20 protein-coding genes and 2 tRNA genes are annotated in these 24,348 nt (G+C 55.4%); 18 read left to right on the forward strand and 4 right to left on the reverse strand.

Annotated features, from left to right (window positions below):
- Positions 1–89 precede the first annotated feature (89 nt).
- Positions 90–1,235: a molecular chaperone DnaJ gene (dnaJ, locus tag KUO20_RS01215; protein WP_235041116.1), complete on the forward strand. Its 1,146-nt coding sequence runs from the start codon at positions 90–92 to the stop codon at positions 1,233–1,235.
- Between the two features lie 88 nt (positions 1,236–1,323).
- Positions 1,324–2,235 (forward strand): DMT family transporter, encoded by a 912-nt coding sequence (locus KUO20_RS01220; RefSeq protein ID WP_235041117.1) that lies wholly within the window; start codon positions 1,324–1,326, stop codon positions 2,233–2,235.
- Here the strand turns inward: KUO20_RS01220 and KUO20_RS01225 are convergent.
- The 3 genes from KUO20_RS01225 to KUO20_RS01235 are packed head-to-tail and all read right to left on the reverse strand — an operon-like array spanning position 2,213 to position 5,164.
- Positions 2,213–2,962, reverse strand: a complete 750-nt coding sequence (locus KUO20_RS01225; protein WP_235041118.1) for an ABC transporter ATP-binding protein — start codon at positions 2,960–2,962, stop codon at positions 2,213–2,215. The two genes, KUO20_RS01220 and KUO20_RS01225, sit on opposite strands and share 23 nt — an antisense overlap.
- The gene (locus tag KUO20_RS01230; RefSeq protein WP_192535995.1) at positions 2,956–4,041 is read right to left on the reverse strand and encodes a FecCD family ABC transporter permease; all 1,086 of its coding nucleotides are present in this window, start codon (positions 4,039–4,041) and stop codon (positions 2,956–2,958) included. Before KUO20_RS01230 ends, KUO20_RS01225 begins: the two co-directional genes overlap by 7 nt.
- Positions 4,031–5,164: an ABC transporter substrate-binding protein gene (locus KUO20_RS01235; RefSeq protein ID WP_422823093.1), complete on the reverse strand. Its 1,134-nt coding sequence runs from the start codon at positions 5,162–5,164 to the stop codon at positions 4,031–4,033. The genes KUO20_RS01230 and KUO20_RS01235 overlap by 11 nt, the downstream gene beginning before the upstream one ends.
- A gap of 299 nt (positions 5,165–5,463) precedes the next feature.
- On the opposite strand from KUO20_RS01235, the gene KUO20_RS01240 reads away from it, so the two are divergent.
- The 5 genes from KUO20_RS01240 to greA all read left to right on the forward strand — a co-directional run bounded on the left by KUO20_RS01240 (position 5,464) and on the right by greA (position 11,944).
- Positions 5,464–5,745 (forward strand): DUF2218 domain-containing protein, encoded by a 282-nt coding sequence (locus KUO20_RS01240; protein ID WP_235041119.1) that lies wholly within the window; start codon positions 5,464–5,466, stop codon positions 5,743–5,745.
- A gap of 97 nt (positions 5,746–5,842) precedes the next feature.
- Complete coding sequence (gene dapB / locus KUO20_RS01245; RefSeq protein WP_235041120.1) at positions 5,843–6,649, forward strand: 4-hydroxy-tetrahydrodipicolinate reductase; 807 nt, start codon at positions 5,843–5,845, stop codon at positions 6,647–6,649.
- A gap of 362 nt (positions 6,650–7,011) precedes the next feature.
- Positions 7,012–8,157, forward strand: coding sequence for a glutamine-hydrolyzing carbamoyl-phosphate synthase small subunit (gene carA, locus KUO20_RS01250; RefSeq protein WP_235042395.1), 1,146 nt, complete (start codon positions 7,012–7,014; stop codon positions 8,155–8,157).
- An 83-nt stretch (positions 8,158–8,240) separates the two neighbouring features.
- Positions 8,241–11,471 carry a carbamoyl-phosphate synthase large subunit gene (gene carB / locus KUO20_RS01255; RefSeq protein ID WP_235041121.1) on the forward strand — a complete coding sequence of 1,077 codons (3,231 nt, stop codon included), beginning with the start codon at positions 8,241–8,243 and terminating at the stop codon, positions 11,469–11,471.
- Positions 11,468–11,944 (forward strand): transcription elongation factor GreA, encoded by a 477-nt coding sequence (gene greA / locus KUO20_RS01260; protein WP_235041122.1) that lies wholly within the window; start codon positions 11,468–11,470, stop codon positions 11,942–11,944. Before carB ends, greA begins: the two co-directional genes overlap by 4 nt.
- Positions 11,945–12,075: 131 nt before the next feature.
- On the opposite strand, the gene KUO20_RS01265 is transcribed toward greA, so the two are convergent.
- Positions 12,076–12,402, reverse strand: a complete 327-nt coding sequence (locus KUO20_RS01265) for a YhbY family RNA-binding protein (protein ID WP_235041123.1) — start codon at positions 12,400–12,402, stop codon at positions 12,076–12,078.
- Between the two features lie 114 nt (positions 12,403–12,516).
- Here KUO20_RS01265 and rlmE point away from each other — a divergent pair, with 114 nt between their 5' ends.
- The 11 genes from rlmE (at position 12,517) to infB (ending at position 24,331) form a co-directional block, all read left to right on the forward strand.
- The gene (gene rlmE, locus KUO20_RS01270) at positions 12,517–13,164 is read left to right on the forward strand and encodes a 23S rRNA (uridine(2552)-2'-O)-methyltransferase RlmE (RefSeq protein ID WP_235041124.1); all 648 of its coding nucleotides are present in this window, start codon (positions 12,517–12,519) and stop codon (positions 13,162–13,164) included.
- Positions 13,165–13,418: 254 nt separating this feature from the next.
- Complete coding sequence (gene ftsH / locus KUO20_RS01275) at positions 13,419–15,422, forward strand: ATP-dependent zinc metalloprotease FtsH (protein ID WP_235041125.1); 2,004 nt, start codon at positions 13,419–13,421, stop codon at positions 15,420–15,422.
- Between the two features lie 103 nt (positions 15,423–15,525).
- Positions 15,526–16,452 (forward strand): dihydropteroate synthase, encoded by a 927-nt coding sequence (gene folP, locus KUO20_RS01280; RefSeq protein WP_235041126.1) that lies wholly within the window; start codon positions 15,526–15,528, stop codon positions 16,450–16,452.
- A complete protein-coding gene (glmM, locus tag KUO20_RS01285) occupies positions 16,449–17,798 on the forward strand; it encodes a phosphoglucosamine mutase (RefSeq protein ID WP_235041127.1) in 1,350 nt (449 codons plus the stop codon). Before folP ends, glmM begins: the two co-directional genes overlap by 4 nt.
- A gap of 93 nt (positions 17,799–17,891) precedes the next feature.
- Complete coding sequence (tpiA, locus tag KUO20_RS01290; protein ID WP_235041128.1) at positions 17,892–18,641, forward strand: triose-phosphate isomerase; 750 nt, start codon at positions 17,892–17,894, stop codon at positions 18,639–18,641.
- 4 nt (positions 18,642–18,645) lie between these two features.
- Complete coding sequence (gene secG / locus KUO20_RS01295) at positions 18,646–19,005, forward strand: preprotein translocase subunit SecG (RefSeq protein ID WP_096276235.1); 360 nt, start codon at positions 18,646–18,648, stop codon at positions 19,003–19,005.
- Between the two features lie 45 nt (positions 19,006–19,050).
- Positions 19,051–19,137 (forward strand) — tRNA-Leu (locus KUO20_RS01300).
- Between the two features lie 162 nt (positions 19,138–19,299).
- Positions 19,300–19,376: transfer RNA gene (locus KUO20_RS01305), tRNA-Met, on the forward strand.
- Between the two features lie 311 nt (positions 19,377–19,687).
- Entirely contained in the window at positions 19,688–20,149 is a 462-nt protein-coding gene (rimP, locus tag KUO20_RS01310) for a ribosome maturation factor RimP (protein WP_235041129.1), read from the forward strand.
- A gap of 72 nt (positions 20,150–20,221) precedes the next feature.
- Positions 20,222–21,736: a transcription termination factor NusA gene (gene nusA, locus KUO20_RS01315; RefSeq protein ID WP_235041130.1), complete on the forward strand. Its 1,515-nt coding sequence runs from the start codon at positions 20,222–20,224 to the stop codon at positions 21,734–21,736.
- A 27-nt stretch (positions 21,737–21,763) separates the two neighbouring features.
- Positions 21,764–24,331: a translation initiation factor IF-2 gene (gene infB, locus KUO20_RS01320; RefSeq protein WP_235041131.1), complete on the forward strand. Its 2,568-nt coding sequence runs from the start codon at positions 21,764–21,766 to the stop codon at positions 24,329–24,331.
- Positions 24,332–24,348: the final 17 nt, after the last annotated feature.

The following is a 24,348-nucleotide window of genomic DNA, read 5'->3' on the forward strand; positions in this document are numbered from 1 at the left end:
GTTGCTGTTTCCGCAGCCAAGACGCGCGTCGTTAAATGTGTGTTAAAAGGCGCAGTGAAATGCGCAGCTAACCAGGAGGCGTAGGGCCTATGTCCAAACGCGATTATTACGAAGTCCTGGGTGTTGAAAAAGGGGCCGATCAGAAACAGATCAAGCAGGCCTATCGCCGTCTGGCGCAAAAATTCCACCCTGATAGAAATCCGGACGATAACACCTCAGCAGAGAAATTCCGCGAGGTGTCTGAAGCCTATGAAGTGCTCAGCGATGGCGAAAAGCGCGCTGCTTATGACCAGTTCGGCCATGCGGGCGTTGACGGTCAGGGCGGCGGTTTCGGCGGCGCGGGTGCGGGTGCCGGCGATTTCAGCGATATCTTTGGCGATGTGTTTGGCGATATCTTTGGTGGTGGCGGTGGTCGTCGCCGTGGCCCGAACGCACCTGCTCGCGGTTCAGACCTACGCTACAACCTAGAGCTGGACCTGGAAAGCGCGGTGGCTGGCACCACGGTCGATATTCGCGTGCCGCGTCATATTGAATGTGATCGCTGTGATGGCGGTGGCGCTGAGCCCGGTTCTTCTAAAGATACGTGCCCTACCTGTCATGGCCACGGCCAGGTGCGCATGCAGCAGGGCTTCTTTGCCGTGCAGCAAACGTGCCCGACGTGTCACGGCTCTGGTCAGCACATCAAGGTGCCCTGCCATAAATGTAATAGCGAAGGGCGCGTGCGTGAAACGCGGACACTCTCCGTTAAGATTCCGCCCGGCGTAGATACCGGCGACCGCATTCGTTTAAACAGCGAAGGCGAAAGCGGCGTCAACGGTGGGCCGCCAGGCGATCTTTACGTTCAGGTATCGATTAAGCCGCACCATATCTTCCAACGTGACGGTAAGCACCTACAGTGCGAAGTGCCGATCAACTTTGTTGATGCTGCGCTAGGCGGCGAGCTTGAAGTGCCGACGCTCAATGGTCGTGTGAAGCTGAAGATTCCGCCTGAGACTCAAACCGGAAAGCTTTTCCGCTTGCGCGGTAAAGGCGTTAAGCCGGTACGTGGCGGCGTCGCTGGCGACCTGCTGTGCAAAGTGGTCGTGGAAACACCGGTGAAACTCAACGATGAGCAGCGTGATTTACTGCGCCAGCTTCAAGAGAGTTTCGACGGCAGCAACCGACATAGCCATTCACCTAAGAAAAGCGGCTTCTTCGATAGCGTGAAAAGCTTCTTCGAAGATATGAAGCCCTAATCTGAGATGATGGGTCTACGCTAGGTATCTGGTTCAAAAACCCTCGGTTCGTCCGGGGGTTTTTGCTGTTTAGGAAATGCTACGCGTCATGGATAATCTTCAAGATAAAGTTTCTCTGGGCATCTGGCTGAGGATTCTCTCAGGCATGCTGTTCACGGGAATGCTGGTGTGCATTAAAGCCGTGAGTGATGACGTGCCGGTAGGGCAGTCGGTATTTTTCCGCTCGCTGTTTGCATTACTCCCCGTGGTGATTTTTCTCATGCTGCGGCGGGAATTTCCCCGGGGGCTGGCCACGCGCCGCCCACTCGGCCATGCACTGCGTTCAGGGTTGGGGGCGGCGGCAATGTTTGCCTCTTTCGCCGCCGTTGCGCTACTGCCCGTGGCTGAGGCGACGCTGCTGGCCCAGCTTACGCCGGTCTTTATGGCGTTAGGTGGCGTGCTGCTACTGGGTGAACGGTTCTCGCTCTATCGTATGGGGGGCGTGGCGTTAGCACTTGCCGGGGTGGCGGTGCTTATCCTGCCTGGGCTGAATGCAAGCGCCGGGGGTGGGCAGGCGACCGGATATGCGTTAGGCGCGCTCGGTGCGCTGTTAACGGCGGGAGCGCTATTAACCGTCCGGCGAATTTCGCGAACCGAAAGTGCGGCTTCGATTGCATTCTACTTTATTGTGGTCGCGACGCTGGCTGGGCTTGCCACGCTTCCGTTGGGGTGGGCCGCATTGACGCGGGTGGAATTTGTGCTGTTAGTGCTGTCGGGCCTGTTTGGCGGCGCTGCCCATATCGCGATGACATTAGCGCTGCGCTATGCCGAGGCGTCGCGGTTGGCGCCTTTTGAATATATTGCCCTGGTGTGGCCTGTGCTCGCCGACTGGGTGCTGTTCTCAACGCCGGTATCCAGCGGCTTTTTGATAGCGCTACCGCTGATGTTAAGCGGGGTAGCGCTAGCGGCGATGGAAGGGCGGCGGCTTAGGTTGACGGCTAAATGGCTGCTTCGACGATAAGCTGCGGCTGGCCTTTCGAGCACGGTTCAATTCGGGCCGTGACTTTATATACTTGCTGCAACAGCGCTGGCGTAATCACTTCAGCGGTGGGGCCGCAGGCAATCAGGCGACCATTTTCCAGCAGCATAGCCGCGTCGGCGAAGCGTAGCGCATGCCCCAGGTCGTGGAGTGCCACCAGAATCAGCATCTGGCGCTCGTCGGCCAGCCGGCGCAGCACCGTCAACAGACTAATTTGCCGGTTAAGGTCGAGTGCCGAAGTGGGCTCATCCAGCATCAGAATCTCCGGCTCTTGCACCAGCGCTTGGGCGGCGCTGACCAACTGGCGCTGGCCGCCGCTAAGGTCGCCAATATCGCGCTCGCCAAGGGCCGCAATCGCTAGCTCGTCCAGTGCGCGATCCACCTGGGCTAAATCCTCAGGCTGCACTTTTAATCCACGCCCCTGCATGCGCGCCAAAAGCACCGATTCGTATACCGTGAGTACCGCTTTAGCGCCCGTGTCTTGGGGCATATAGCCCACCGGCCGCTCGGCGCTGGTGCCGCTAATTGTCACCTCGCCTTCGCCTTTCAAGAGCCCTAAAATGCGCCTAAAAAGCGTCGATTTACCCGCCGCATTGGGGCCCAGCAGCGCCACAATTTGCCCGCCTTGAAAGCAGGGCGTGGTGATCTCTTGCAAAATAGGGCGTCGCCCATAGCGGGCGGATACGCGGCTCAGTTGTAGCGTTACCATGAGGCCTTCTTGTGGTTAAGCACTAGAAATAGAAAGAAGGGAATGCCCACTAGCGAAGTGATAATGCCAATGGGGATGATGGTGCCGGGGATAATGATCTTGGAGATAACCGAGCCCACCGAAAGGATGAGCGCGCCGCACAGCGCCGAACCGGGCAGGAAGAAGCGCTGATCTTCACCCAGCAAAATGCGCGCAATATGCGGGCCCACCAAGCCAATAAACCCGATGGTGCCGACAAACGCTACCGCGATAGCAGCGAGTAGCGACACCAGCACCAGCACTTCTAAGCGCAGCGCGCGCGGGTTGACGCCCATGCTCTCGGCTTTGGCATCGCCCAGGCGCATAGCGGTCAGTGCCCAGCCGTGCCGGGCAAGCAGCGGCATCGACAAAGCGAGAATGCTGAGGGCGATCCAGAACTTGGGCCAGGTGGCTTTGGTCAAGCTGCCCATGGTCCAGAATACCACCGCGGATACCGCCTCCTGGCTGGCAAAGAACTGAATCAGTGCCATCAAAGAGTTAAAGATAAACACCATGGCGATGCCGAGCAGCACAATCGTCTCTACCGTCACGCCGCGCTTTAGGCTTAAGGCATGAATTAAAAACGCGGTAAACATGGCCATCACGAAGGCGTTGATAGGCACCACAAACTCAATGGCGGCGGGCACAATAGCCACCCCAAAAGCGAGGCCCAGCGCGGCGCCAAAACTAGCCCCGGCGGAAATTCCCAGGGTAAACGGGCTAGCGAGCGGGTTGCTCAGAATGGTCTGCATCTGCGCCCCGGCAACTGACAGGCTGGCGCCTACCACCAGAGCCATCAGTGCTACCGGCATGCGGATTTCCCAGACAATCACCCGCGCCTGCTGGCTAACGCTGCCCGGCGTGAATAGTGCCGCGATGACTTCGCCCAGGCTGTAGCGGGCGGGGCCGAGGGCCAGGTCAACGCAGAGGCTAAAAAACAGCGCTAACACCAGTGCAGCCAAGATCAGTTGGCGGCGGAAAACCTGGCTATGGTAAAAGGCGCGCCCCTGTGAAAGGCGCTCTGTTACCTCCGTTTCCGTTATCCTCGTATCAGTCGTCATGGAGCGATATCCAGTAGCCGGGCTCATAGTCGATGGGCAGGAAGCGTTCGTGCAGTTCTTCCATAGTGGCTTCCGGGTCCAGGTCTTCAAATAGCTCGGGGTGTAGCCACTTGGCTAATTGCTGTATCGCCACGAAGTAGTAAGGGCTGTTGTAAAACTGGTGCCAAATAGCGTGGAAGTTGCCAGATTCAACGGCCTTAATGCCGGTCATTGCGGTGCGCTCGGTAAGCGCTTCCAGCTTGGCGTGAGCCTGTTGCATATCTGAGCCAGGCCCGACGCCCACCCAGTCGCCGCCAGGTACGTAGGCATCCCAGTTGCCGCCGGTAACAACGACATGGTCAGGATTGGCGGCAATGATTTGCTCCGGGTTAAGGTTGCCGAAGCTGGCGGGAATAATGCCCTCGGCAATATTGGTGCCGCCAGCGAGGGTGACATATTCGCCAAAGTTGGCAGGCCCAAAGCTCATGCAGCACTCATCGGAGTAGCCGCCGGCGCGGTCGATAAAGACGCTTGGGCGATCGGGATTTGCCTCGGCAATCACATCAGTGACGCGCGCCAGCTGGGTCTCGGCAAACTCGATGAAGGCGTTGGCCGCCGCTTCATCGTCCATGATCTGGCCGATGATACGCATGGACGCAATAGTGTTTGCCAGCGGATCTTCACGAAAGTCTACATAGATAATAGGAATGCCCAGCTGTGCCAGTTTTTCATCGTAAGCGGCGTCCTCTGTGGCCGCTTTCGCTTCGATATTCATCAGTACTACGTCGGGGTTAAGAGAGGCTGCCTGCTCCACATCGAAGGTGCCGTCTTTAAAGCCGCCAAAGGTGGGGATCGCTTCAATTTCCGGGAAGCGCTCGAGATAGCGGGCGTAGTTGTCTGGGTCTGCCTGAGAGAAATCCTCGCGCCAACCGACGACATGGGCAAAGGGGGCTTCTGGCTCGAGCAGTCCCAGCAGATAAATTTGCCGCCCCTCGCCTAAAATAACGCGCTCTGCAGGGGCGTCTAGGGTGACTTGGCGGCCGGCGATATCGGTAATGGTGATGTCATCAGCCATCGCCGTGGCGCAGAAGCCAGACGTAATGAGAGTGCCAAGCAGGAATTTTAAGCGCTGAAAGCTGAGCATTTTTTTCTCGGTGGTCGGTGTTGATAAAAATTGGGGTTAATTAACGAATCGATGTTGGTAAGTCACGCGACAGATAAACAGTGAAGAGGCTTTTCTGGCGCGTTATCGTGATCTGATCGCATTAGAGATGCAAATTATATTATAACTGATTCTCATTGTTTTTTGTGGGGTGTGATTTTTTGTCTATCTGTGATGGTTTCGCCGCATAAATTGCCGTGAAGGCACGGCGTTTTTCCATCCATAATGCTAATGTTAGAGCGGCTTGAAGCGTGTGAGTACTTACAAAATGGAGCAGTGCTATGCCTTTATCTCGTGCAAAGATTGAAACCGCGTCGGCCGAGCGTTTGATCAACCGCTTATGTAAACACTGGGCGCATAAGCTGGACGTTGAGCAAGATGACCAGCAAGGCAAGGTCACGTTTGCGACGGGCACCTGCTTAATGCGCGCGGAGTCCGGGACGTTATTGATCGCCATTGAAGCGTTGGAAGAGGAGCACCTGGATGAGCTTGAAGGCGTGGTTGAGCGTCATCTAATCCGTATGGCGGGCGATGAAGAGATAGTCGTTGTGTGGGAGAACTGAGCGAGTCAAAGAGCCTGCGTGCGTCTGCTATAATCGCGGCCAATAGTGAGCGCTTTTTTTAAACATTTACTCGTTAAGTCGTAGCACAGGAGTCCGCATGACCCGAATTGCCATTGTAGGCGTAGCTGGCCGAATGGGCCGCACGCTGGTAAATGCGATAGAGCTAGAGGCGGATGCGACGCTGGCAGGCGGCGTTGTAGCGCAAGGCAGTTCCTTGAAGGGTGCTGATATTGGTGAGCTTGCCGGTGTGGGTAAGCGCGGCGTCGTTGCGGTCGATTCACTTGAATCGATTGTCGATGACTTTGATGTGCTCATTGATTTCACGACGCCCCAGGTCACGCTAGCCAATTTGGCATTCTGCGCCGACCACGGCAAGCGCATTGTGATTGGCACTACGGGGATGAGCGATGATGAGCTGGCAACGCTGGATAGCTACCGCGATCGCGTGCCCATGGTGTTTGCGCCCAATATGAGCGTCGGCGTCAATCTTACCCTAAAGCTGCTCGAAACCGCTGCTAGGGCGCTGGGCGATGAAGGCTATGATATTGAAGTGATTGAGTCGCATCATCGCCATAAGGTCGATGCCCCATCAGGCACTGCGATCAAAATGGGCGAAGTCATCGCCGCGAGCCTTGGGCGTAATCTGAAAGAACACGGGGTGTTCGAGCGAGTTGGCCAGTGCGGCCCGCGCACCGACAAAGAAATCGGCTTTGCCACCGTGCGCGCAGGCGATATTGTCGGCGAGCACACGGTGATGTTCGCCACCGAAGGCGAGCGTATTGAAATTACCCACAAGGCCTCCAGCCGCATGACCTTTGCCAAAGGCGCGGTACGCGCTGCCCGCTGGATCGCGGATAAAGAGAACGGCCATTACGATATGCAGGATGTGTTGGGGCTGGCTTAAGGCATTGCCGCCGTTTTTAGCAAAGCCCCTTCGCTAGGCGTTCTATGATTAAGGGGTAGTCTTAGGCCCAAAATTCCTGTAACATTTCAAAAATTTTGGCCGGGTGGCTAAGAGAACTCAGACGGCGCGCTTGTTGCGTTGGCCAGCCCAAAGCCTGCCCGAGTCCGCTTTCATATTTACGTTAAGTAAGCGGCTCTGAAAGGGCATCGAACAACAAGCGGGATGAAACCGATTCTTTTTATCGGCTTCGTCCCGCTTTTTTACGGCCCTTATTTCAAAGAAGTTTTAATGCAGAAATTGCTGAGCCTGCGCCCAACAGGCTCCCACCAGCATGGGAGGATCTTGTTTTGAATAACACCGCATTGAGCAAACCCGCAATATTGGCTCTGGAAGATGGTAGCGTTTTCCATGGAATCGCCATTGGCGCGGATGGACTAACAAGCGGTGAGGTGGTGTTCAATACGGCCATGACCGGCTACCAAGAAATCCTCACTGACCCTTCCTACACCCGCCAAATCGTTACGCTCACCTATCCTCATATCGGCAATACCGGCATTAATGCCGAAGACATTGAGTCTGGGTCGATTGCGGCGGCGGGCTTGGTGATTCGCGATTTGCCGTTAATGGTCAGCAGCTTTCGCTCTGAGCAGTCGCTGTCGGACTATCTGAAAAGTCAGAATGTATTGGGCATTGCCGATATTGATACTCGCCGCCTAACGCGCATTCTGCGCGATAAAGGTGCCCAGAACGGGGCGATTTTGGCGGGTGCTGACGCCGAAGGCGATGGCGCCGTAGCGAGGGCACTAGACGCTGCCAAGGCATTTCCTGGCCTGAAGGGAATGGATCTAGCTAAAGAGGTGTCGTGCAAAGCCCCCTATGAGTGGACAGAAGGCGAGTGGACGCTGGGCCAAGGCTATGCCGATACCACGCAAGGCGAGCGCCCTTACCACGTGGTGGCGTTTGATTATGGCGTTAAATTCAACATCCTGCGCATGCTGGCTGCGCGTGGCTGTCGGCTTACCGTGGTGCCGGCGCAAACGAGCGCTGCTGACGTGCTGGCCATGAACCCTGATGGCGTCTTTTTGGCCAACGGCCCGGGCGACCCAGAGCCCTGCGATTACGCCATTAAAGCCATTCAAGAGGTGTTGGAAGCCGATATCCCACTGTTTGGGATCTGCCTGGGCCATCAGCTGCTGGCGCTCGCCTCCGGTGCGAAAACGCTCAAGATGAGCCATGGCCACCACGGCGCTAACCATCCGGTGCAAGACCTGGACACTGGCAAGGTGATGATTACCAGTCAAAATCACGGCTTTGCGGCAGATGAAACAACCCTGCCTGCCAATTTGCGGGCAACGCATCGTTCGTTGTTCGACGGCACCCTGCAAGGCATAGAGCGCACTGACCGAGCAGCGTTCAGCTTTCAGGGCCACCCAGAGGCGAGCCCCGGTCCGCGAGACGTCGCGCCGCTGTTTGATCGCTTTGTGGCCATGATGCAGGCGCGTCGCTAACGCAAAATGCTTTTGCCTCGCTGTCGCATCACTTTATCGCCGTCTTTTGTCGCTCATCGTCATCATTTTTTGTGGGAACCGTTATGCCTAAGCGTACCGACATCAACAGTATTTTAATCATTGGCGCTGGCCCGATTGTTATCGGCCAGGCCTGCGAATTTGACTACTCCGGCGCTCAGGCGTGTAAAGCGCTGCGCGAGGAGGGTTACCGCGTTATTTTGGTTAACTCCAATCCCGCGACCATCATGACCGACCCGGCGATGGCTGACGCCACCTACATTGAGCCGATTACCTGGCAGACGGTGGAAAAAATCATCGAAGCCGAGCGCCCGCAGGCTATCTTGCCCACCATGGGCGGTCAGACGGCGCTTAACTGTGCGCTGGAATTAGACCACCATGGCGTGCTCGCAAAATACGGCGTTGAAATGATCGGTGCTAACGCCGACGCGATCAATATGGCCGAAGATCGCGACCTGTTTGACCAGGCGATGAAGCGTATCGGCCTGGAATGCCCCAAGGCCAAAGTCGCGCACAGTATGAGTGAAGCCTGGGAGATTCAGGCTGAGCTGGGCTTTCCAAGTATTATTCGCCCTTCCTACACCATGGGCGGCTCCGGCGGCGGTGTGGCGTACAACAAAGAAGAGTTTGAAGAAATCTGTACGCGCGGTTTTGAGCTTTCGAACAACCACGAGCTGCTCATTGATGAGTCGCTGCTGGGTTGGAAAGAGTATGAAATGGAAGTTGTGCGCGATAAAAACGACAACTGCATCATCGTCTGCGCGATCGAAAACTTCGACCCGATGGGCGTGCACACCGGTGACTCCATTACCGTAGCGCCTGCGCAAACGCTGACCGATAAAGAATATCAGATCATGCGCGACGCCAGCCTGGCCGTACTGCGCGAGATTGGCGTAGAAACTGGTGGCTCCAACGTGCAGTTCGGCATGGACCCGAAGACTGGTCGCCTGGTTGTTATCGAGATGAACCCGCGGGTGTCTCGCTCCTCGGCGCTGGCCTCTAAGGCGACCGGCTTCCCGATCGCGAAAATCGCCGCTAAGTTGGCGATTGGCTACACGCTGGACGAGCTGCAAAACGATATTACCGGTGGCCGTACGCCGGCGTCCTTTGAGCCGTCGATCGACTACGTGGTTACTAAAATTCCGCGCTTCACCTTTGAAAAATTCCCGCAGGCCAATGATCGTTTAACCACGCAGATGAAGTCAGTGGGCGAGGTGATGGCAATTGGCCGCACCTTCCAGGAGTCGCTGCAAAAAGCATTGCGTGGCCTGGAAACCGGCAACGATGGCCTGGATCCGATCATTACTGACTTCACGCCTGACAACATGGCGATTATTCAGGGCGAGCTGCAGGCCGCCGGTGCCGAGCGTATTTTCTACGTGGCCGACGCCATGCGCTCAGGGATGAGCGTTGATGAGGTCTTTGCACTGACCAATATCGACCCTTGGTTCTTGGTGCAGCTTGAAGATTTAGTTCTCACTGAAAATGCCGTTGCTAAGCGCTCGCTGCCCGATCTTTCTGCCCGCGAGCTTTATCAGCTTAAGCGAAAAGGCTTTGGCGATGCGCGTCTGGCAAAACTGTTGAGCGTGAGCGAAAAAGACTTTCGTCAAACGCGTCAGGCTGCCGGTATTCGCCCTGTTTACAAGCGCGTTGATACCTGTGCCGCTGAGTTCGCATCGGACACCGCCTATATGTACTCCACCTATGAAGAGGAGTGCGAGGCGGATGTGACTGATCGTCAGAAAATTATGGTGCTGGGCGGTGGGCCCAACCGTATCGGTCAGGGTATTGAGTTTGACTACTGCTGTGTACACGCCGCTATCGCCATGCGTGACGACGGTTATGAAACCATCATGGTCAACTGCAACCCAGAAACGGTGTCTACCGATTACGACACCTCTGATCGTCTCTATTTTGAGCCGGTGACGCTGGAAGACGTGCTCGAAATTGCAGATAAAGAGAAGCCGGTCGGCGTTATCGTGCAGTTTGGCGGCCAGACGCCGCTGAAACTTGCCCGTGAGCTGGAAGCCGCTGGCGTACCGATCATCGGTACCACCCCGGACGCCATCGACCGTGCAGAAGACCGCGAACGCTTCCAGGTGATGATCGATAAGCTTGGTCTGAAGCAGCCGCCTAATGCGACAGCGCGTAGCTTTGCAGAAGCGTTTGATAAAGCCGAGGTGATTGGTTATCCGCTAGTGGTGCGCCCAAGCTACGTGCTTGGCGGCCGCGCCATGGAGATCGTTTACGACGCCTCTGAGCTTGAAAACTACATGACCCACGCGGTGAAGGTCTCTAACGACTCGCCGGTACTGCTGGATCACTTCCTGAGTGCGGCGATCGAGATCGATATCGATGCGGTGTCAGATGGCCAGCAGGTTGTGATTGGCGGCATTATGCAGCACGTCGAGCAGGCGGGCGTTCACTCTGGTGATTCGGCCTGTGCTCTGCCGCCTTACTCGCTGCCTGCCGATGTGCAGGACGAAATGCGCGACCAGGTGAAGCAAATGGCCGTTGAGCTGGGTGTTAAGGGTTTAATGAACGTTCAGCTGGCTTGGCAGGATGGCGAGATTTACGTGATCGAAGTGAATCCGCGTGCCTCGCGTACCGTACCTTTTGTGTCTAAATGCATCGGTATTTCGCTGGCACAGATTGCCGCTCGCTGTATGGCGGGTAAAACGCTGGCGGAGCAGGGCTTTGAGCGCGAAATAATCCCGCATTTTTATAGCGTGAAAGAAGCGGTCTTCCCGTTCAATAAGTTTCAGGGCGTGGATCCGATTTTATCGCCAGAAATGAAATCAACCGGCGAGGTTATGGGCTCTGGTGATACCTTCGCTGAGGCGTTCTTCAAAGCGCAGTTAGGCGCGGGTGAGGCGATTCCTGCGCTTGACGGTTCGCGTAAAGCCTTCCTTTCCGTGCGCGAGCCGGACAAGACGGGGATTATCGAAGTCGGGCGTTCTCTGTTAGCATTAGGTTTTACACTATGCGCAACACGCGGAACAGCGGCTGCTTTGGAAGCTGCTGGGCTTGCCGTGGAGCACGTCAACAAAGTCTACGAAGGTCGTCCCCATATCGTCGATCTGCTCAAGAACGACGAAATTGCCTACATCGTGAACACTACTGAAGGTCGTCAGGCGATTAACGACTCTTCGGTCATTCGCCGTACTGCTCTCTCGCGCAAGGTGCCCTATGCGACCACCTTGGCGGGCGCTAATGCTGTTTGCATGGCGCTTGAGTACGGTAGGGAAATTACGGTGCGGCGCCTTCAGGATCTGCATGCAGGAGCAAATAAATGAACAAGGTCCCGATGACAGTTGCGGGGGAAAGAAGCCTTCGTGAAGAGCTTGATCATCTGAAAACCGAAGCTCGCCCCCAGGTAATCGCGGCCATCGCTGAAGCGCGTGAGCACGGCGATTTGAAAGAAAACGCCGAGTACCATGCCGCTCGCGAGCAGCAAGGATTTATCGAAGGGCGTATTCAGGAGATTGAAGGCAAGCTCTCCGTCGCCCAAGTGATTGATGTCGCTAAGTTACCAAAAACTGGCAAGGTCATTTTTGGCGTTACCGTGTCGATGCAGAATCTAGACACCGATGCAGAAGTCACTTACCGGATCGTTGGTGAAGACGAGGCGGATATTAAATCCGGACGTATCTCGGTGACATCCCCTATTGCTCGTGCCCTGATCGGCAAAGAAGAAGGCGATATTGTGGTGGTTAGAACACCGGGTGGCGATGTCGAGTACGAAGTCGGTAGCGTCGAATATATTTAATAAAAAACGCCCCTCAGCGAACGAGTGCGCTGAGGGGCGTTTGATATGCCGTTACGTGCTATTTTTTGCGTGCTAAGTCGTTACGAACATAGCAGGCGGCGCGTCAATTTAATGCGCAGCCCGTTTAGCGATTAGTAGCGGCCGTGGTGATTCTCAAAGCGGGTAACATTAGACAGCTTCGGATTTACCTGTGGGTTCCTGCGATAAAGCAGAGCCATTTTACCAATGGTTTGCACAAGGTCAGCACGGCTGTTGGTGATTAATTCGGCTATCATAGCAGCACGTTCATCACGTTCAGGAAGAGCGAGCTTCACTTTGATCAGTTCGTGATCGGTGAGCGCGCGGTTAAGTTCTGCGAGCAAATTTTCGGAGACGCCGTTCTCAGAAACGGTGACCACAGGGTTAAGGTGGTGGCCAATGCTACGAAATGCTTTCTTTTGTGCCTGTGACAAGCTCATGGTATCTTGCGGTATCCCGGTTAGCGCTTAACGCACCATCTTACGGTGAAACGCCATCGAGTGAAAGCGATCGCGTAAACGCGCCCCTCTCTTATTCTAGTGTTAGATTTTCACATGCAGCAAAAGCCCCCAAGTCGTAAGCATTCGGTAAGCAAGACCAGTAATAACTGGAAGAAGGAGCATTTCGACGACCAGTACGTCAAGCAGAGCTGGCAAGACGGGTATCGTTCTCGCGCTAGCTACAAGCTGCTTGAGTTGGATGAAAAGGATAAGCTACTTCGCCCCGGCATGACGGTGATCGATCTGGGCGCTGCGCCCGGTGGGTGGAGCCAGATCGCTGCGGAGAAAGTAGGGCCTGAGGGTGTTGTTATCGCCTCCGATATTCTGGAGATGGATGCCCTGGCCGGTGTAGACTTTATCCAGGGCGATTTCACAGAAGAGGCGGTGCTTGAAGCGATACTAAAACGCCTTGATAATCGTCGTGTAGACCTTGTGATGTCTGACATGGCCCCCAATATGAGTGGAATGGCTGCGATTGATCAGCCCCAGGGGATATATTTAGTGGAGCTGGCGTTAGAGCTGGCGCGCGAAACACTGTCACCCGGTGGTCGGTTTTTAGCAAAGGTATTCCAAGGTGAGGGGTTTGACGCCTACTTGAAGGAGCTGCGCGGAAGCTTCAGCAAAGTGGTGACTAGAAAGCCAGATGCGTCGCGGGCACGCTCTCGTGAGGTGTATTTTCTGGCAGAAGGTTTTCGCCGTTAACTGGCCTTGTGACGATTCTTATAACAGGGGCAAGTGGCTGCGTGGTTCATAGCCAAGATTTATTAGCGCAATTGCCTGATAGGCAAATGCAACGCGTGTCACATTAGACGCAGCCAATGCGCGTGACACAGATGGCCCGAGGCAGAACACGCTTTGGCAATGGTTGAGTACTTGATGCTGATGTGCGGCCTTAGCGGCTGCGTTTATTTGGCATCAGGGTTTAACTGACGGATTCTTGTAATGAGGGTAGCCCCTTGAATGATATGGCGAAGAACCTGATTCTGTGGTTGGTCATCGCGGCCGTCTTACTGACAGTGTTCAATAATTTCAGTACGGAAAGCGCACCGCAAAGCACAAATTATTCCCAATTTGTGCAGCAGGTGCAAAACCAGCAGGTGCGTAGCGTGACGATTGATGGTTACACCATCAACGGTGAGCGTACGGACGGCTCTCAGTTTCAGACGATTCGCCCTTCGGCGGAAGATCCTAAGCTAATGGACGACCTGCTAAGCAATAACGTCACGGTCGTGGGTAAGGCGCCAGAGCAGCAAAGCATCTGGACGCGTCTGCTGATCGCGAGCTTCCCGATTCTGCTGATTTTGGGCATTTTCATGTTCTTTATGCGCCAAATGCAGGGTGGAGCCGGCGGTGGTAAAGGCGGCCCAATGAGCTTTGGTAAATCGAAAGCTAAGCTGCTCTCCCAGGATCAGATTAAAACGACCTTTGCCGACGTGGCGGGTTGTGATGAAGCTAAAGAAGAAGTAGAAGAGCTGGTCGACTTTCTGCGTGATCCAACTAAGTTTCAGCGCCTGGGCGGTATGATTCCGCGCGGCGTGCTGATGGTGGGGCCGCCGGGTACCGGTAAAACGCTGCTGGCAAAGTCGATTGCCGGCGAAGCCAAAGTGCCGTTCTTCTCTATCTCAGGCTCTGACTTTGTTGAAATGTTCGTCGGCGTGGGTGCGTCTCGTGTGCGCGACATGTTCGAGCAGGCTAAGAAGCAAGCACCATGCATTATCTTTATCGATGAAATCGATGCCGTGGGCCGTTCGCGCGGTACCGGTATGGGCGGTGGTAACGACGAGCGTGAGCAGACGTTGAACCAGCTGCTGGTCGAGATGGATGGCTTTGAGGCTAACGAAGGCATCATCGTGATTGCGGCCACCAACCGTCCGGACGTGCTTGATCCTGCGCTGATGCGTCCAGGCCGTTTTGACCGTCAGGTAACCGTGGGCTTGCCAGATATTCGTGGTCGTGAGCACATTTTGGGCGTTCACCTGCGCAAAGTGCCGCTTGCCGAAGACGTTAAGCCGCAGCTGATTGCTCGCGGTACGCCGGGCTTCTCCGGGGCCGACTTGGCTAACCTAGTCAACGAGTCTGCGCTGTTTGCCGCGCGCCGTAACAAGCGTGTTGTCAGCATGGAAGAGCTGGAGCTGGCCAAGGACAAGATCATGATGGGCGCTGAGCGCAAATCGATGGTCATGACCGATAAAGAGAAGCTTAATACGGCTTACCACGAGTCTGGTCACGCCATTATTGGTTTGGTTGTGCCGTCTCATGATCCGGTTTACAAGGTGACGATTATTCCTCGTGGCCGAGCGCTGGGCGTGACGATGTTCCTGCCTGAGGAGGATCGCTACAGCCTTTCACGCCAACAGATTTTGGGGCAAATCTGCTCGCTATTCGGTGGCCGTATTGCCGAAGAGATGACGCTGGGCCCGAACGGCGTGACGACCGGCGCTTCTAACGACATCAAGCGCGCGACCGAGCTGGCCCATAATATGGTCGCTAAGTGGGGTCTGTCGGACGCTATGGGGCCGATCATGTATGACGAGGACGAGTCGCATCAGTTCCTCGGCGGCCCGGGTCAGGGTGGCAGTAAGATGAAGTCTGGCGATACCACCACACGCCTTGATAAAGAAGTTCGCAAGATTATTGATGACTGTTACGAGCAGGCACGTCAAATTTTGGCCGATAATCGCGATAAGCTTGATGCGATGGCTGAAGCGCTGATGAAGTACGAGACCATCGATGCTTCTCAGTTGAAGGACATCATGGAAGGCCGCGATCCGCGTCCGCCGGAAGGCTGGAATGACGGCGACTCACCTGGTGGCGGCACGCCTGTCAGCGGTGAAAAGCCTAACGTTCCGACGGGTGACGACGTTGCTTCTGGCCCGCCTGATAGCGACGCTGAAGAGGATGACGACGATACGCCGCGCCGTCGCCCCTCAGACCCGTTGGGCGGTCCGGCAGGGCCATAGTGGTAGCGTAGAATGAGCCAAAAGGCGCCCCGTCAAGGGGCGCCTTTTTTGTTATGCTATGCACATACGACTGCCACGTTTCTTTTATTGACTAGGCTGTAGCATGAAATCAACTTTGGACACATATCCTCAGCGCGTCGCTGGCGGTGATTTACAGCTGCGTTGCGGGCGTCATCGGCTGGATTTATCCTTCCCGCGTGTGATGGGTATATTAAACGTGACGCCGGACTCTTTTTCCGATGGTGGGCAGCACGTAGCGCTAGATGATGCGTTACGGCATGCCGAGCAGATGCTGGCAGAAGGAGCGGCGATCATTGATGTCGGTGGCGAGTCGACGCGCCCCGGCGCTCTAGCGATTAGCTCCCAGGAGGAGCTGGATAGAGTGGCGCCGGTGGTAGAGCGCTTGGTTCGCGAGTTGGATGCGCTGGTCTCAGTGGATACTAGCTGCCCGGCCGTGATGCGCGAGGCGAGTGGGCTGGGCGCTGGGATGATTAATGACGTACGTGCGTTAGAGCGCGAGGGCGCGCTGCTGGCGGCGATGGGTAGTGGCTTGCCGGTGTGTTTGATGCATCGCCAGGGCGAGCCTCAGGATATGCAGCAGGCGCCGAATTATCAGCAGCCTGTGGAGGTCGAGGTGGCCGAGTATTTGGCGCGGCGGGTGGCCGAATGTGAGGCGGCCGGCCTGCGTCGGAATAGGCTGTTAATCGACCCTGGTTTTGGTTTTGGAAAGACCGTTGAGCACAATCTGCGCTTGTTAAAGCATATGGATACTCTTCGTGCTCTGGAGCTTCCGCTGCTGGTGGGTATGTCGCGCAAAAGCATGATTGGCAAGGTATTGGGTCGCCCGGTAGAAGAGCGTCTGTTTGGTGGCGTGGCGCTGGCGGCGATGGCGGTGGAGCGGGGCGCGAATATTCTTCGCGTGCATGATGTCGCTGCAACGGTTGATGCAGTCAATATGACCTGGGCGGTGCTGCAAGAAGGCTGCGAGCCGCCGTTTGAGCAGACTATAAGTAAGGAGTTTGGGGCATGACAAGGCGCTATTTTGGTACGGATGGTATTCGCGGCACCGTGGGCAAAGCGCCCATTACCGCTGATTTTATGCTAAAGCTCGGATGGGCCGCCGGACAGGTGCTGCGTCGTGATAAGGGCCGAACGCGCGTACTCATCGGCAAAGATACGCGGATCTCTGGCTATATGTTTGAATCCGCGCTTGAGGCGGGGCTTTCTGCCGCTGGAGTTGATGTATCGCTGTTGGGGCCTATGCCGACGCCGGGTATTGCCTATCTAACCCGCACGTTCCGTGCCGATGCCGGGATTGTTATTTCAGCATCGCATAATCCTTTTGACGACAATGGCATCAAGTTCTTCTCGGCAGAGGGCAAAAAGCTGCCTGATGAAATGGAAGATCGTATTGAGGCGATGCTAGAGGCGCCATTAACCACGGCTGAGGCCGCTCAGCTGGGTAAGGCAACGCGTATTGATGACGCCGCGGGTCGCTATATTGAATTTTGTAAGTCGACGCTGCCTGACCGGCTCAGCCTGCACGGCCTTAAAGTAGTGTTGGACTGTGCTCACGGCGCTACTTACCATATCGCACCCAATGTTTTCCGTGAGCTGGGGGCCGACGTCTCGACGATTGGCGCCTCGCCGAACGGGCTCAACATCAACCAGCAGGTGGGTTCAACGCATCCTGCTGCGCTGCGTGCTGCGGTCATTCAACAGAGTGCTGATTTAGGCATTGCGTTTGATGGCGATGGAGACCGCTTGCTGCTGGTAGACGCAGACGGCCGTGAAATTGATGGCGATGATATTCTTTATCTTATTGCTCGAGATCGCCACGAGCGCGGTTTGCTCGAAGGGGGCGTTGTTGGCACCCTGATGTCCAATTTCGGATTAGCCATGGCGCTAGATAAACTGGGCATACCCTTTGAGCGTGCCAACGTCGGCGATCGCTTTGTGATGGAGCGCATGGCCACGAACGGCTGGGAGTTAGGCGGCGAATCTTCGGGGCATATTGTCTGCGGCCACGTGCAAACGACCGGCGACGGTATCGTATCGGCGCTGCAAGTGTTGGCGCTAATGATGCGAGAGCAAAAGAGTCTGCCGACGCTGCTAAAAGAGCTTGAAAAAGTCCCGCAAGCGCTCGTCAACGTGCGCTTGCCCGCCGGTACCAACGCAAAAGAAGTGATGGCGTCGGCCCCGCTTCAGCAGGCGGTTGCTGCATTGGAACAAGCGTTGGGCGATGAGGGTCGCGTATTGCTTCGGCCTTCCGGTACAGAACCTTTGATTCGTGTGATGGTCGAGGGGCGTGCCCATCTGGACGTGGATCAATTGGCGAACGACCTGGCCGCTCAGGTGAAGGCTTTGCTGGATTAATGACGCCGTAAACTGAGTCTGTGCTTGTAACAGCGGTTGTCTTGACAAGGCCGCTCCTATACCATTTCGCTCCACCTTGAGTGAGGACAATCGATGCGTACGCCTTTAATTGCCGGTAACTGGAAAATGAACGGTTCCGTGGCGTTGATCAATGAGTTCGGCCAGGCCTTCTCCGCCGCCGTATCGCCAGCGAAAGTAGATGCCGTTATTATTCCGCCGTTTCCTTATTTGGATGCGGCGCGTCATGCGTTTGAAGGAACAATGCTGGCACTGGGCGCGCAAACATTGAACCCTCTTCACTCGGGGGCACATACCGGCGAAGTCAGCGGTCGTATGCTCAAAGAGTTTGCGGTGTCCTATGTACTGGTAGGGCATTCGGAGCGCCGTCAGCTCTATAAAGAAAGCGATGAGCAGATTTTTGCCCGCCTGTTGGCAGCCTTAAGCGTCGAACTTACGCCGATTCTCTGCGTGGGCGAGTCTCTTGAGGAGCGCGATGCAGGGCGCACGATGGATGTCGTGCTTCGTCAGGTCGGGCATGTGATGTCGCGCTTAGAGCCCGATCAGCGCAAGCAGGTCGTCATTGCCTACGAACCCGTTTGGGCCATTGGCACGGGGCGCACGGCGACACCCGAGCAGGCGCAAGACGTAATGGCGGGCATTCGCGCCTACCAGGCCGGTTTTGATAAAGCGCTCGCCGAGCAGCTGCGGTTGCTGTACGGCGGCAGTATGAATGCAAGTAATGCGGCGGAGCTGCTTGCTCAGCCGGATATAGACGGCGGTCTAGTGGGCGGAGCCTCACTTAAGATCGATGATTTTTATGCCATTTGTCAGTCAGCAGGATAACGCCATGCAAGTTGCAATACTTATGATCCATGTGGTGATTGCGATCGCCCTAGTGGTACTCATTCTGCTTCAGCAGGGTAAAGGTGCCGAAGCCGGTGCCGCCTTCGGAGGCGGTGCGTCACAAACGGTCTTCGGCTCGCGCGGTAGCGGTAACTTTTTGTCGCGCACGACAGGGCTTCTTGCTGCCGGGTTTTTCGTTACCTCAATGGCGCTAGCTTACTTTGCTACCCAGGCTGGCCAGGCACCGGAAGCAGGCATCCCAGACTCACGTTTGATCGAGCAGCAGCAGAGCGTACCAACGCTTGACGATAGGCCTGCAGGTGTGGATAATACCGCGCCAGTGCTAGAGGAAAGCAGCGACTAAGTAGTTGATGACTTAGCAGTAGCTGCTTCTTTAGACTCCCCTGATGCCGAAGTGGTGGAATTGGTAGACACGCTATCTTGAGGGGGTAGTGACCGTATGGTCGTGCGGGTTCAAGTCCCGCCTTCGGCACCATCTGTTTGGCTGACTCGTCAGCTTTTCAGAATGTCTATTTTTGTCTTAGAGTGCTTAGATTGGCTCCCAAGTCGAAAAAGACAGTTTCAAGTAAGTGGTTCTTGGAACAAGTAGTTCTTGACGTAAGTAGATTAAGTGTCTATTATCGTCGACCTAGATTGATGCGGGGTGGAGCAGTCTGGTAGCTCGTCGGGCTCATAACCCGAAGGTCATCGGTTCAAATCCGGTCCCCGCTACCATTTCCTAGTAGCATGTAAGTAGAATAGATTGTCTTCTCATGTTGTTATTTGAATACAGTCAGGCCTGGCAAGTTTGGCCGTCACATGTTGTTAAGATGGTACCCAAGGTTTCTTTTAAAAAGCCCCTTCCAGTGAAGGGGCTTTTTGTTAGTAGCTTTTGGTTAGCCGGCGCTTTTGTGAACAAGAGTGCTTTAAAGCGGATGTCGTCCGGATAGCCGGAGGCACATTTCCGAGTAACGCCAATCAGTCGCCTCGCTTTTCTTATAACTCCTGGCCAGGTGTCTGATTCAACGGCTATAGGAGCTTTGTCTGTGGCCACTAAACACGCTGCGCTTCATGCGCTGATCGAACCTGTCGTTGCCGCCATGGGCTTTGAACTATGGGGCATTGACCATCTTTCCCAGGGCAAAAACTCGCGGCTGGTAATTTATATCGAAAGCGAGAATGGCGTCAGCGTGGAAAATTGCGCAGATATTAGCCGCCAAGTCAGTGCCGTTATGGATGTGGAAGACCCCATTGCCGGTGAGTACCGGTTGGAAGTTTCCTCGCCAGGCATGGCACGCCCCCTGTATTCCCTGGATCAGTTTACCCGCTTTCAAGGTCACCACGTCGCGCTGAAACTGCGCACTGCCTTTGACGGGCGGCGCAAGTATCAAGGGCTGCTGGTGGGTGTTGAGGGAGATGAAGTGCTGTTACAGCTGGACGGCGAAGAGTACTGCTTTCCAATTGAAAGTATTGATTCTGCTCACATTGTACCGCAGTTCGACAATTGACCGAGTGGCGGCGCTGCCGGCAGGCTGCCGGGGTGATGCACATAAGGATAGGTTTTCTGGCGAGGCATACGCATGAGTAAAGAAATTTTAATGGTCGTTGACGCGATCTCCAATGAGAAGGGCGTCCCGCGTGATGTCATCTTCGAAGCGGTAGAAGCCGCTCTTGCGAGCGCGTCACGCAAGCGTTTTGATAAAGAAGAAGCCAATGTGCGCGTGCATATTGATCGCCGCACCGGTGAGTACGAAACCTTCCGCTTCTGGACAGTCGTGGAAGATGATGAATTCGAAACGCCTGATTACGAAATTAAAGAGACCATCGCCGAGCAGCGCGATCCGCCGCTTAAGTTAGGCGACGTGGTTGAAAAAACCATCGAAAGTGCGTCTTTTGGCCGTATTGCCGCGCAGACCGCTAAGCAAGTGATCGTGCAAAAAGTGCGCGAGGCTGAGCGTGCAGAAGTGGTGCGTCAGTACGCTGATCGTGAAGGCGAGCTGGTTGCCGGTATTGTTAAAAAGACCACTCGTGATGGCCTAATCATCGATTTGGGCGAAAATGCGGAAGCATTTTTGCCACGCAATGAAATGATTCACGGCGAGCGCTACCGCATGAACGAGCGGGTGCGTGCGCTGTTAGTTAAAGTAGATGCTGAGGCTCGCGGTGCACAGCTCCAGCTGTCGCGCACATGCCCTGAGTTCATTATTGAACTGTTTAAAATCGAAGTGCCTGAGATCGCTGAGCAGCTGATTGAGATCAAAGGCGCTGCGCGCGACCCCGGCTCACGCGCTAAAATTGCAGTAAAGACCAATGATCGTCGTATTGATCCCGTGGGTGCCTGTGTCGGCATGCGCGGTTCACGCGTTCAAGCCGTTTCATCTGAGCTGCAAAATGAGCGTGTCGATATCGTGCTTTGGGACGACAACCCCGCTCAATTGGTGATCAACGCCATGGCGCCGGCCGACGTTGGGTCGATCCTGGTAGATGAAGACGCTCACGCGATGGATGTGGCAGTGGCGCAAGATAATCTTGCCCAGGCCATTGGCCGTAGCGGTCAGAACGTGCGTTTGGCCTCTGAACTGACCGGCTGGCGTATCAACGTCATGACCGAAGAGGAAGCTGAGTCCAAGCGCGATCAAGAAATTGATAGCCTGGTCAACTCTTTTGTCCAGCACCTTGAAGTGGATGAAGACGTTGCCCGCCTGTTGGTGGAAGAAGGGTTCACAACCCTAGAAGAAGTCGCCTACGTGCCGCTGGAAGAAATGCTCGAAATCGAAGAGTTCGATGAAGATTTGGTCGAAGAGCTACGTGCACGTGCGAAAGACGAGCTGCTGACGATGGCGATTGCCTCGGAAGAAGCGCTAGACGGTGCCCAGCCAGCGGCCGATCTGCTGGAAATGGAAGGCATGGAGCGCCATCTGGCCTTCATTCTGGCCAGCCGCGGCATTGTTACCATGGAAGATCTCGCCGAGCAGTCTGTCGACGATCTGGTCGATATCGAGGAGTTGGACGAAGCGCGCGCAGCGGCATTGATCATGACTGCCCGTGCGCCCTGGTTTGAAGTCGATGACGCATCGGATTCGAACACACAGTAAACAGGTCTCGGGCTGAGGAGGGTCACTATGTCAGATATGACAGTTAAAGATTTCGCAGTAAAGGTGGGCCGTGATGCGCCCCGCCTATTAGAACAAATGAAAGAAGCGGGTTTGAAGCACGCTTCTGAAAGCGATGCTGTGTCTGAAGAAGATAAGCAAAAGCTGCTGAGTTTTTTGCAGAAAAGCCACGGCGGTAGTGATACGGCTGAAGCAGGTAAAAATCGCATCACGCTGACGCGTAAAACACGCAGTCGCATCAATACCGGCGAGCGCGGCAAAACCATCGAAGTGCAGGTACGTAAAAAGAAAACTTACGTTAAAAGCGCTGAAAATGAAAAGCCGAAAGCGGCCGAGCCAAGCTACACCGGCCCGCGCCAGCTGGTAGGCGATATGGCTGAGGCCGAAGCTGAGCGTAAAGTGTTGAATGCTCGCCAGGCTGAAGAGAAAGCCGCCGCGCAGAAAGCCCAGGCAGCTAAAACCGCTGAAGAAGCCGCTAGTAAGAAAGCCGCTGACGCTAAGCCGAAAGCACCTGCTGCCGCGAAAGCGCCGGCGACGCCTGATATCGAAGTGCCGAATCTTGAAATCGACGACGCGCCGTCGGGTGAAGATATGCCGCCAGCGCCGCCGAAAGAAGGCCGCACTGACCGTCGTACTGCTCCGCCTAAGAAAGCGGCAGCGAAGAAAGGCCGTCGTGACGATGAAGATCGTGGCGATCGCGAAGAGCGTAAACGCGGTGGCGCCGGCAAGAAAGTAAAACGTGCCGAGCAGCGTCGCGGTGGTCGCCGTGGTGGCAATCAGACTGGCAATGGCAAGCATGCTTTCCAAAAGCCGACCCAGCCGATCGTGCGTGAAGTGTCGATCCCTGAGTCTATCAGCGTGGCGGAATTGGCCGACAAAATGTCGATCAAGGCCAACGAAGTTATCAAAGCCATGTTCAACATGGGCGCAGCGGTCACCATCAACCAAACCATTGATCAAGATACAGCAGCGATCGTGGTAGAAGAGATGGGCCATACGCCGAAGCTCGTGAAAGATGACGCGCTGGAAACGGAAATGCTGGAAGGCATCTCCTACGAAGGCGAAGAAATTACGCGTTCGCCCGTCGTTACCGTCATGGGTCACGTTGACCACGGTAAAACCTCGCTGCTGGATTATATCCGTAAAGCGAAGGTCGCCACCGGTGAAGCGGGTGGTATTACCCAGCACATCGGTGCCTACCACGTGGAAGATAACCACGGCGGTGTGACCTTCCTGGATACTCCTGGCCACGCGGCGTTTACCGCTATGCGTGCCCGCGGTGCCAAGGCGACTGACGTCGTTATCCTGGTCGTAGCTGCGGACGATGGCGTGATGCCTCAGACGATTGAGGCTATCGAGCACTCTAAAGCCGCTGAAGTACCGATGGTGGTGGCGGTGAACAAGATCGATAAGCAGGGTATTGATCTGGACCGCATCAAAAACGAGCTTTCCCAGCACGGCGTGATCTCTGAAGAGTGGGGCGGTGATACCCAGTTTGTTCACGTGTCTGCTAAGACAGGTGAAGGCATGGAAGAGCTGCTGGAAGCGATCCAGCTGGCCTCCGAAGTGCTTGAGCTAAAAGCCGTGCCTTCTGCGCCCGGTAAAGGTGTGGTAGTTGAGTCACGCCTTGATAAAGGTCGTGGTCCGGTCGCTACCGTGCTGGTTCAAAACGGTACGCTCAAGAAGGGTGATATCGTTCTAGCAGGCCTGCACTATGGTCGTGTCCGTGCGTTGACCAACGAACTTGCCCAGCAAGTTGATTCGGTTGGCCCGGCTATGCCGGTAGAAATTCAGGGCTTGGGCGGCACGCCGGATGCCGGTGATGATTTCATGGTAGTGGCCGACGAGAAGAAAGCGCGTGAAGTCGCTAACTTCCGCCAGGGCAAATACCGCGAAGTGCGCCTAGCGCGTCAGCAGAAGGCCAAGCTGGAGAACATGTTCAGCCAGATGGGCCAAGACGTAGTGGCCAAGGTCAATATCGTCCTCAAAGCCGACGTTCAAGGTTCACTGGAAGCAATCAAAGGTGCCTTGGAAGAGCTCTCAACGGAAGAAGTTGAAGTGGCCGTGGTGTCCTCGGGTGTTGGTGGTATCACCGGTACCGATGCCAACCTGGCGCTAGCGTCTGAAGCCATCGTTGTCGGCTTTAACGTCCGTGCTGACGCCGCTGCCCGTGAGATTATCGAGCGTGAAGGCTTGGATCTACGCTACTACAGCGTCATCTACCACTTGATCGATGAGGTCAAACAGGCGATGAGCGGTATGCTCGCACCTGAGTGGAAAGAAGAAATCGTGGGTATTGCTGAAGTGCGCGATGTGTTCCGTGCACCGAAGATTGGCGCGATTGCCGGCTGTATGGTTATTGAAGGCAGCGTGCATCGTAATAAGAAGATTCGCGTACTGCGTGATGACGTCGTTATTTACGAAGGTGAGCTCGAATCGCTGCGTCGCTTCAAAGATGATGTACAAGAAGTGCGCAACGGTATGGAGTGTGGCATCGGCGTGAAGAACTACAACGATGTTCAAGTCGGCGACAAGATTGAAGTCTTCGACCAAGTGAAGGTCGAGCGTAGCCTGTAAGGTTACGAGGAGCTAAT

Origin of the sequence: Vreelandella profundi (assembly GCF_019722725.1) — a bacterium.
Lineage (GTDB): Bacteria > Pseudomonadota > Gammaproteobacteria > Pseudomonadales > Halomonadaceae > Vreelandella > Vreelandella profundi.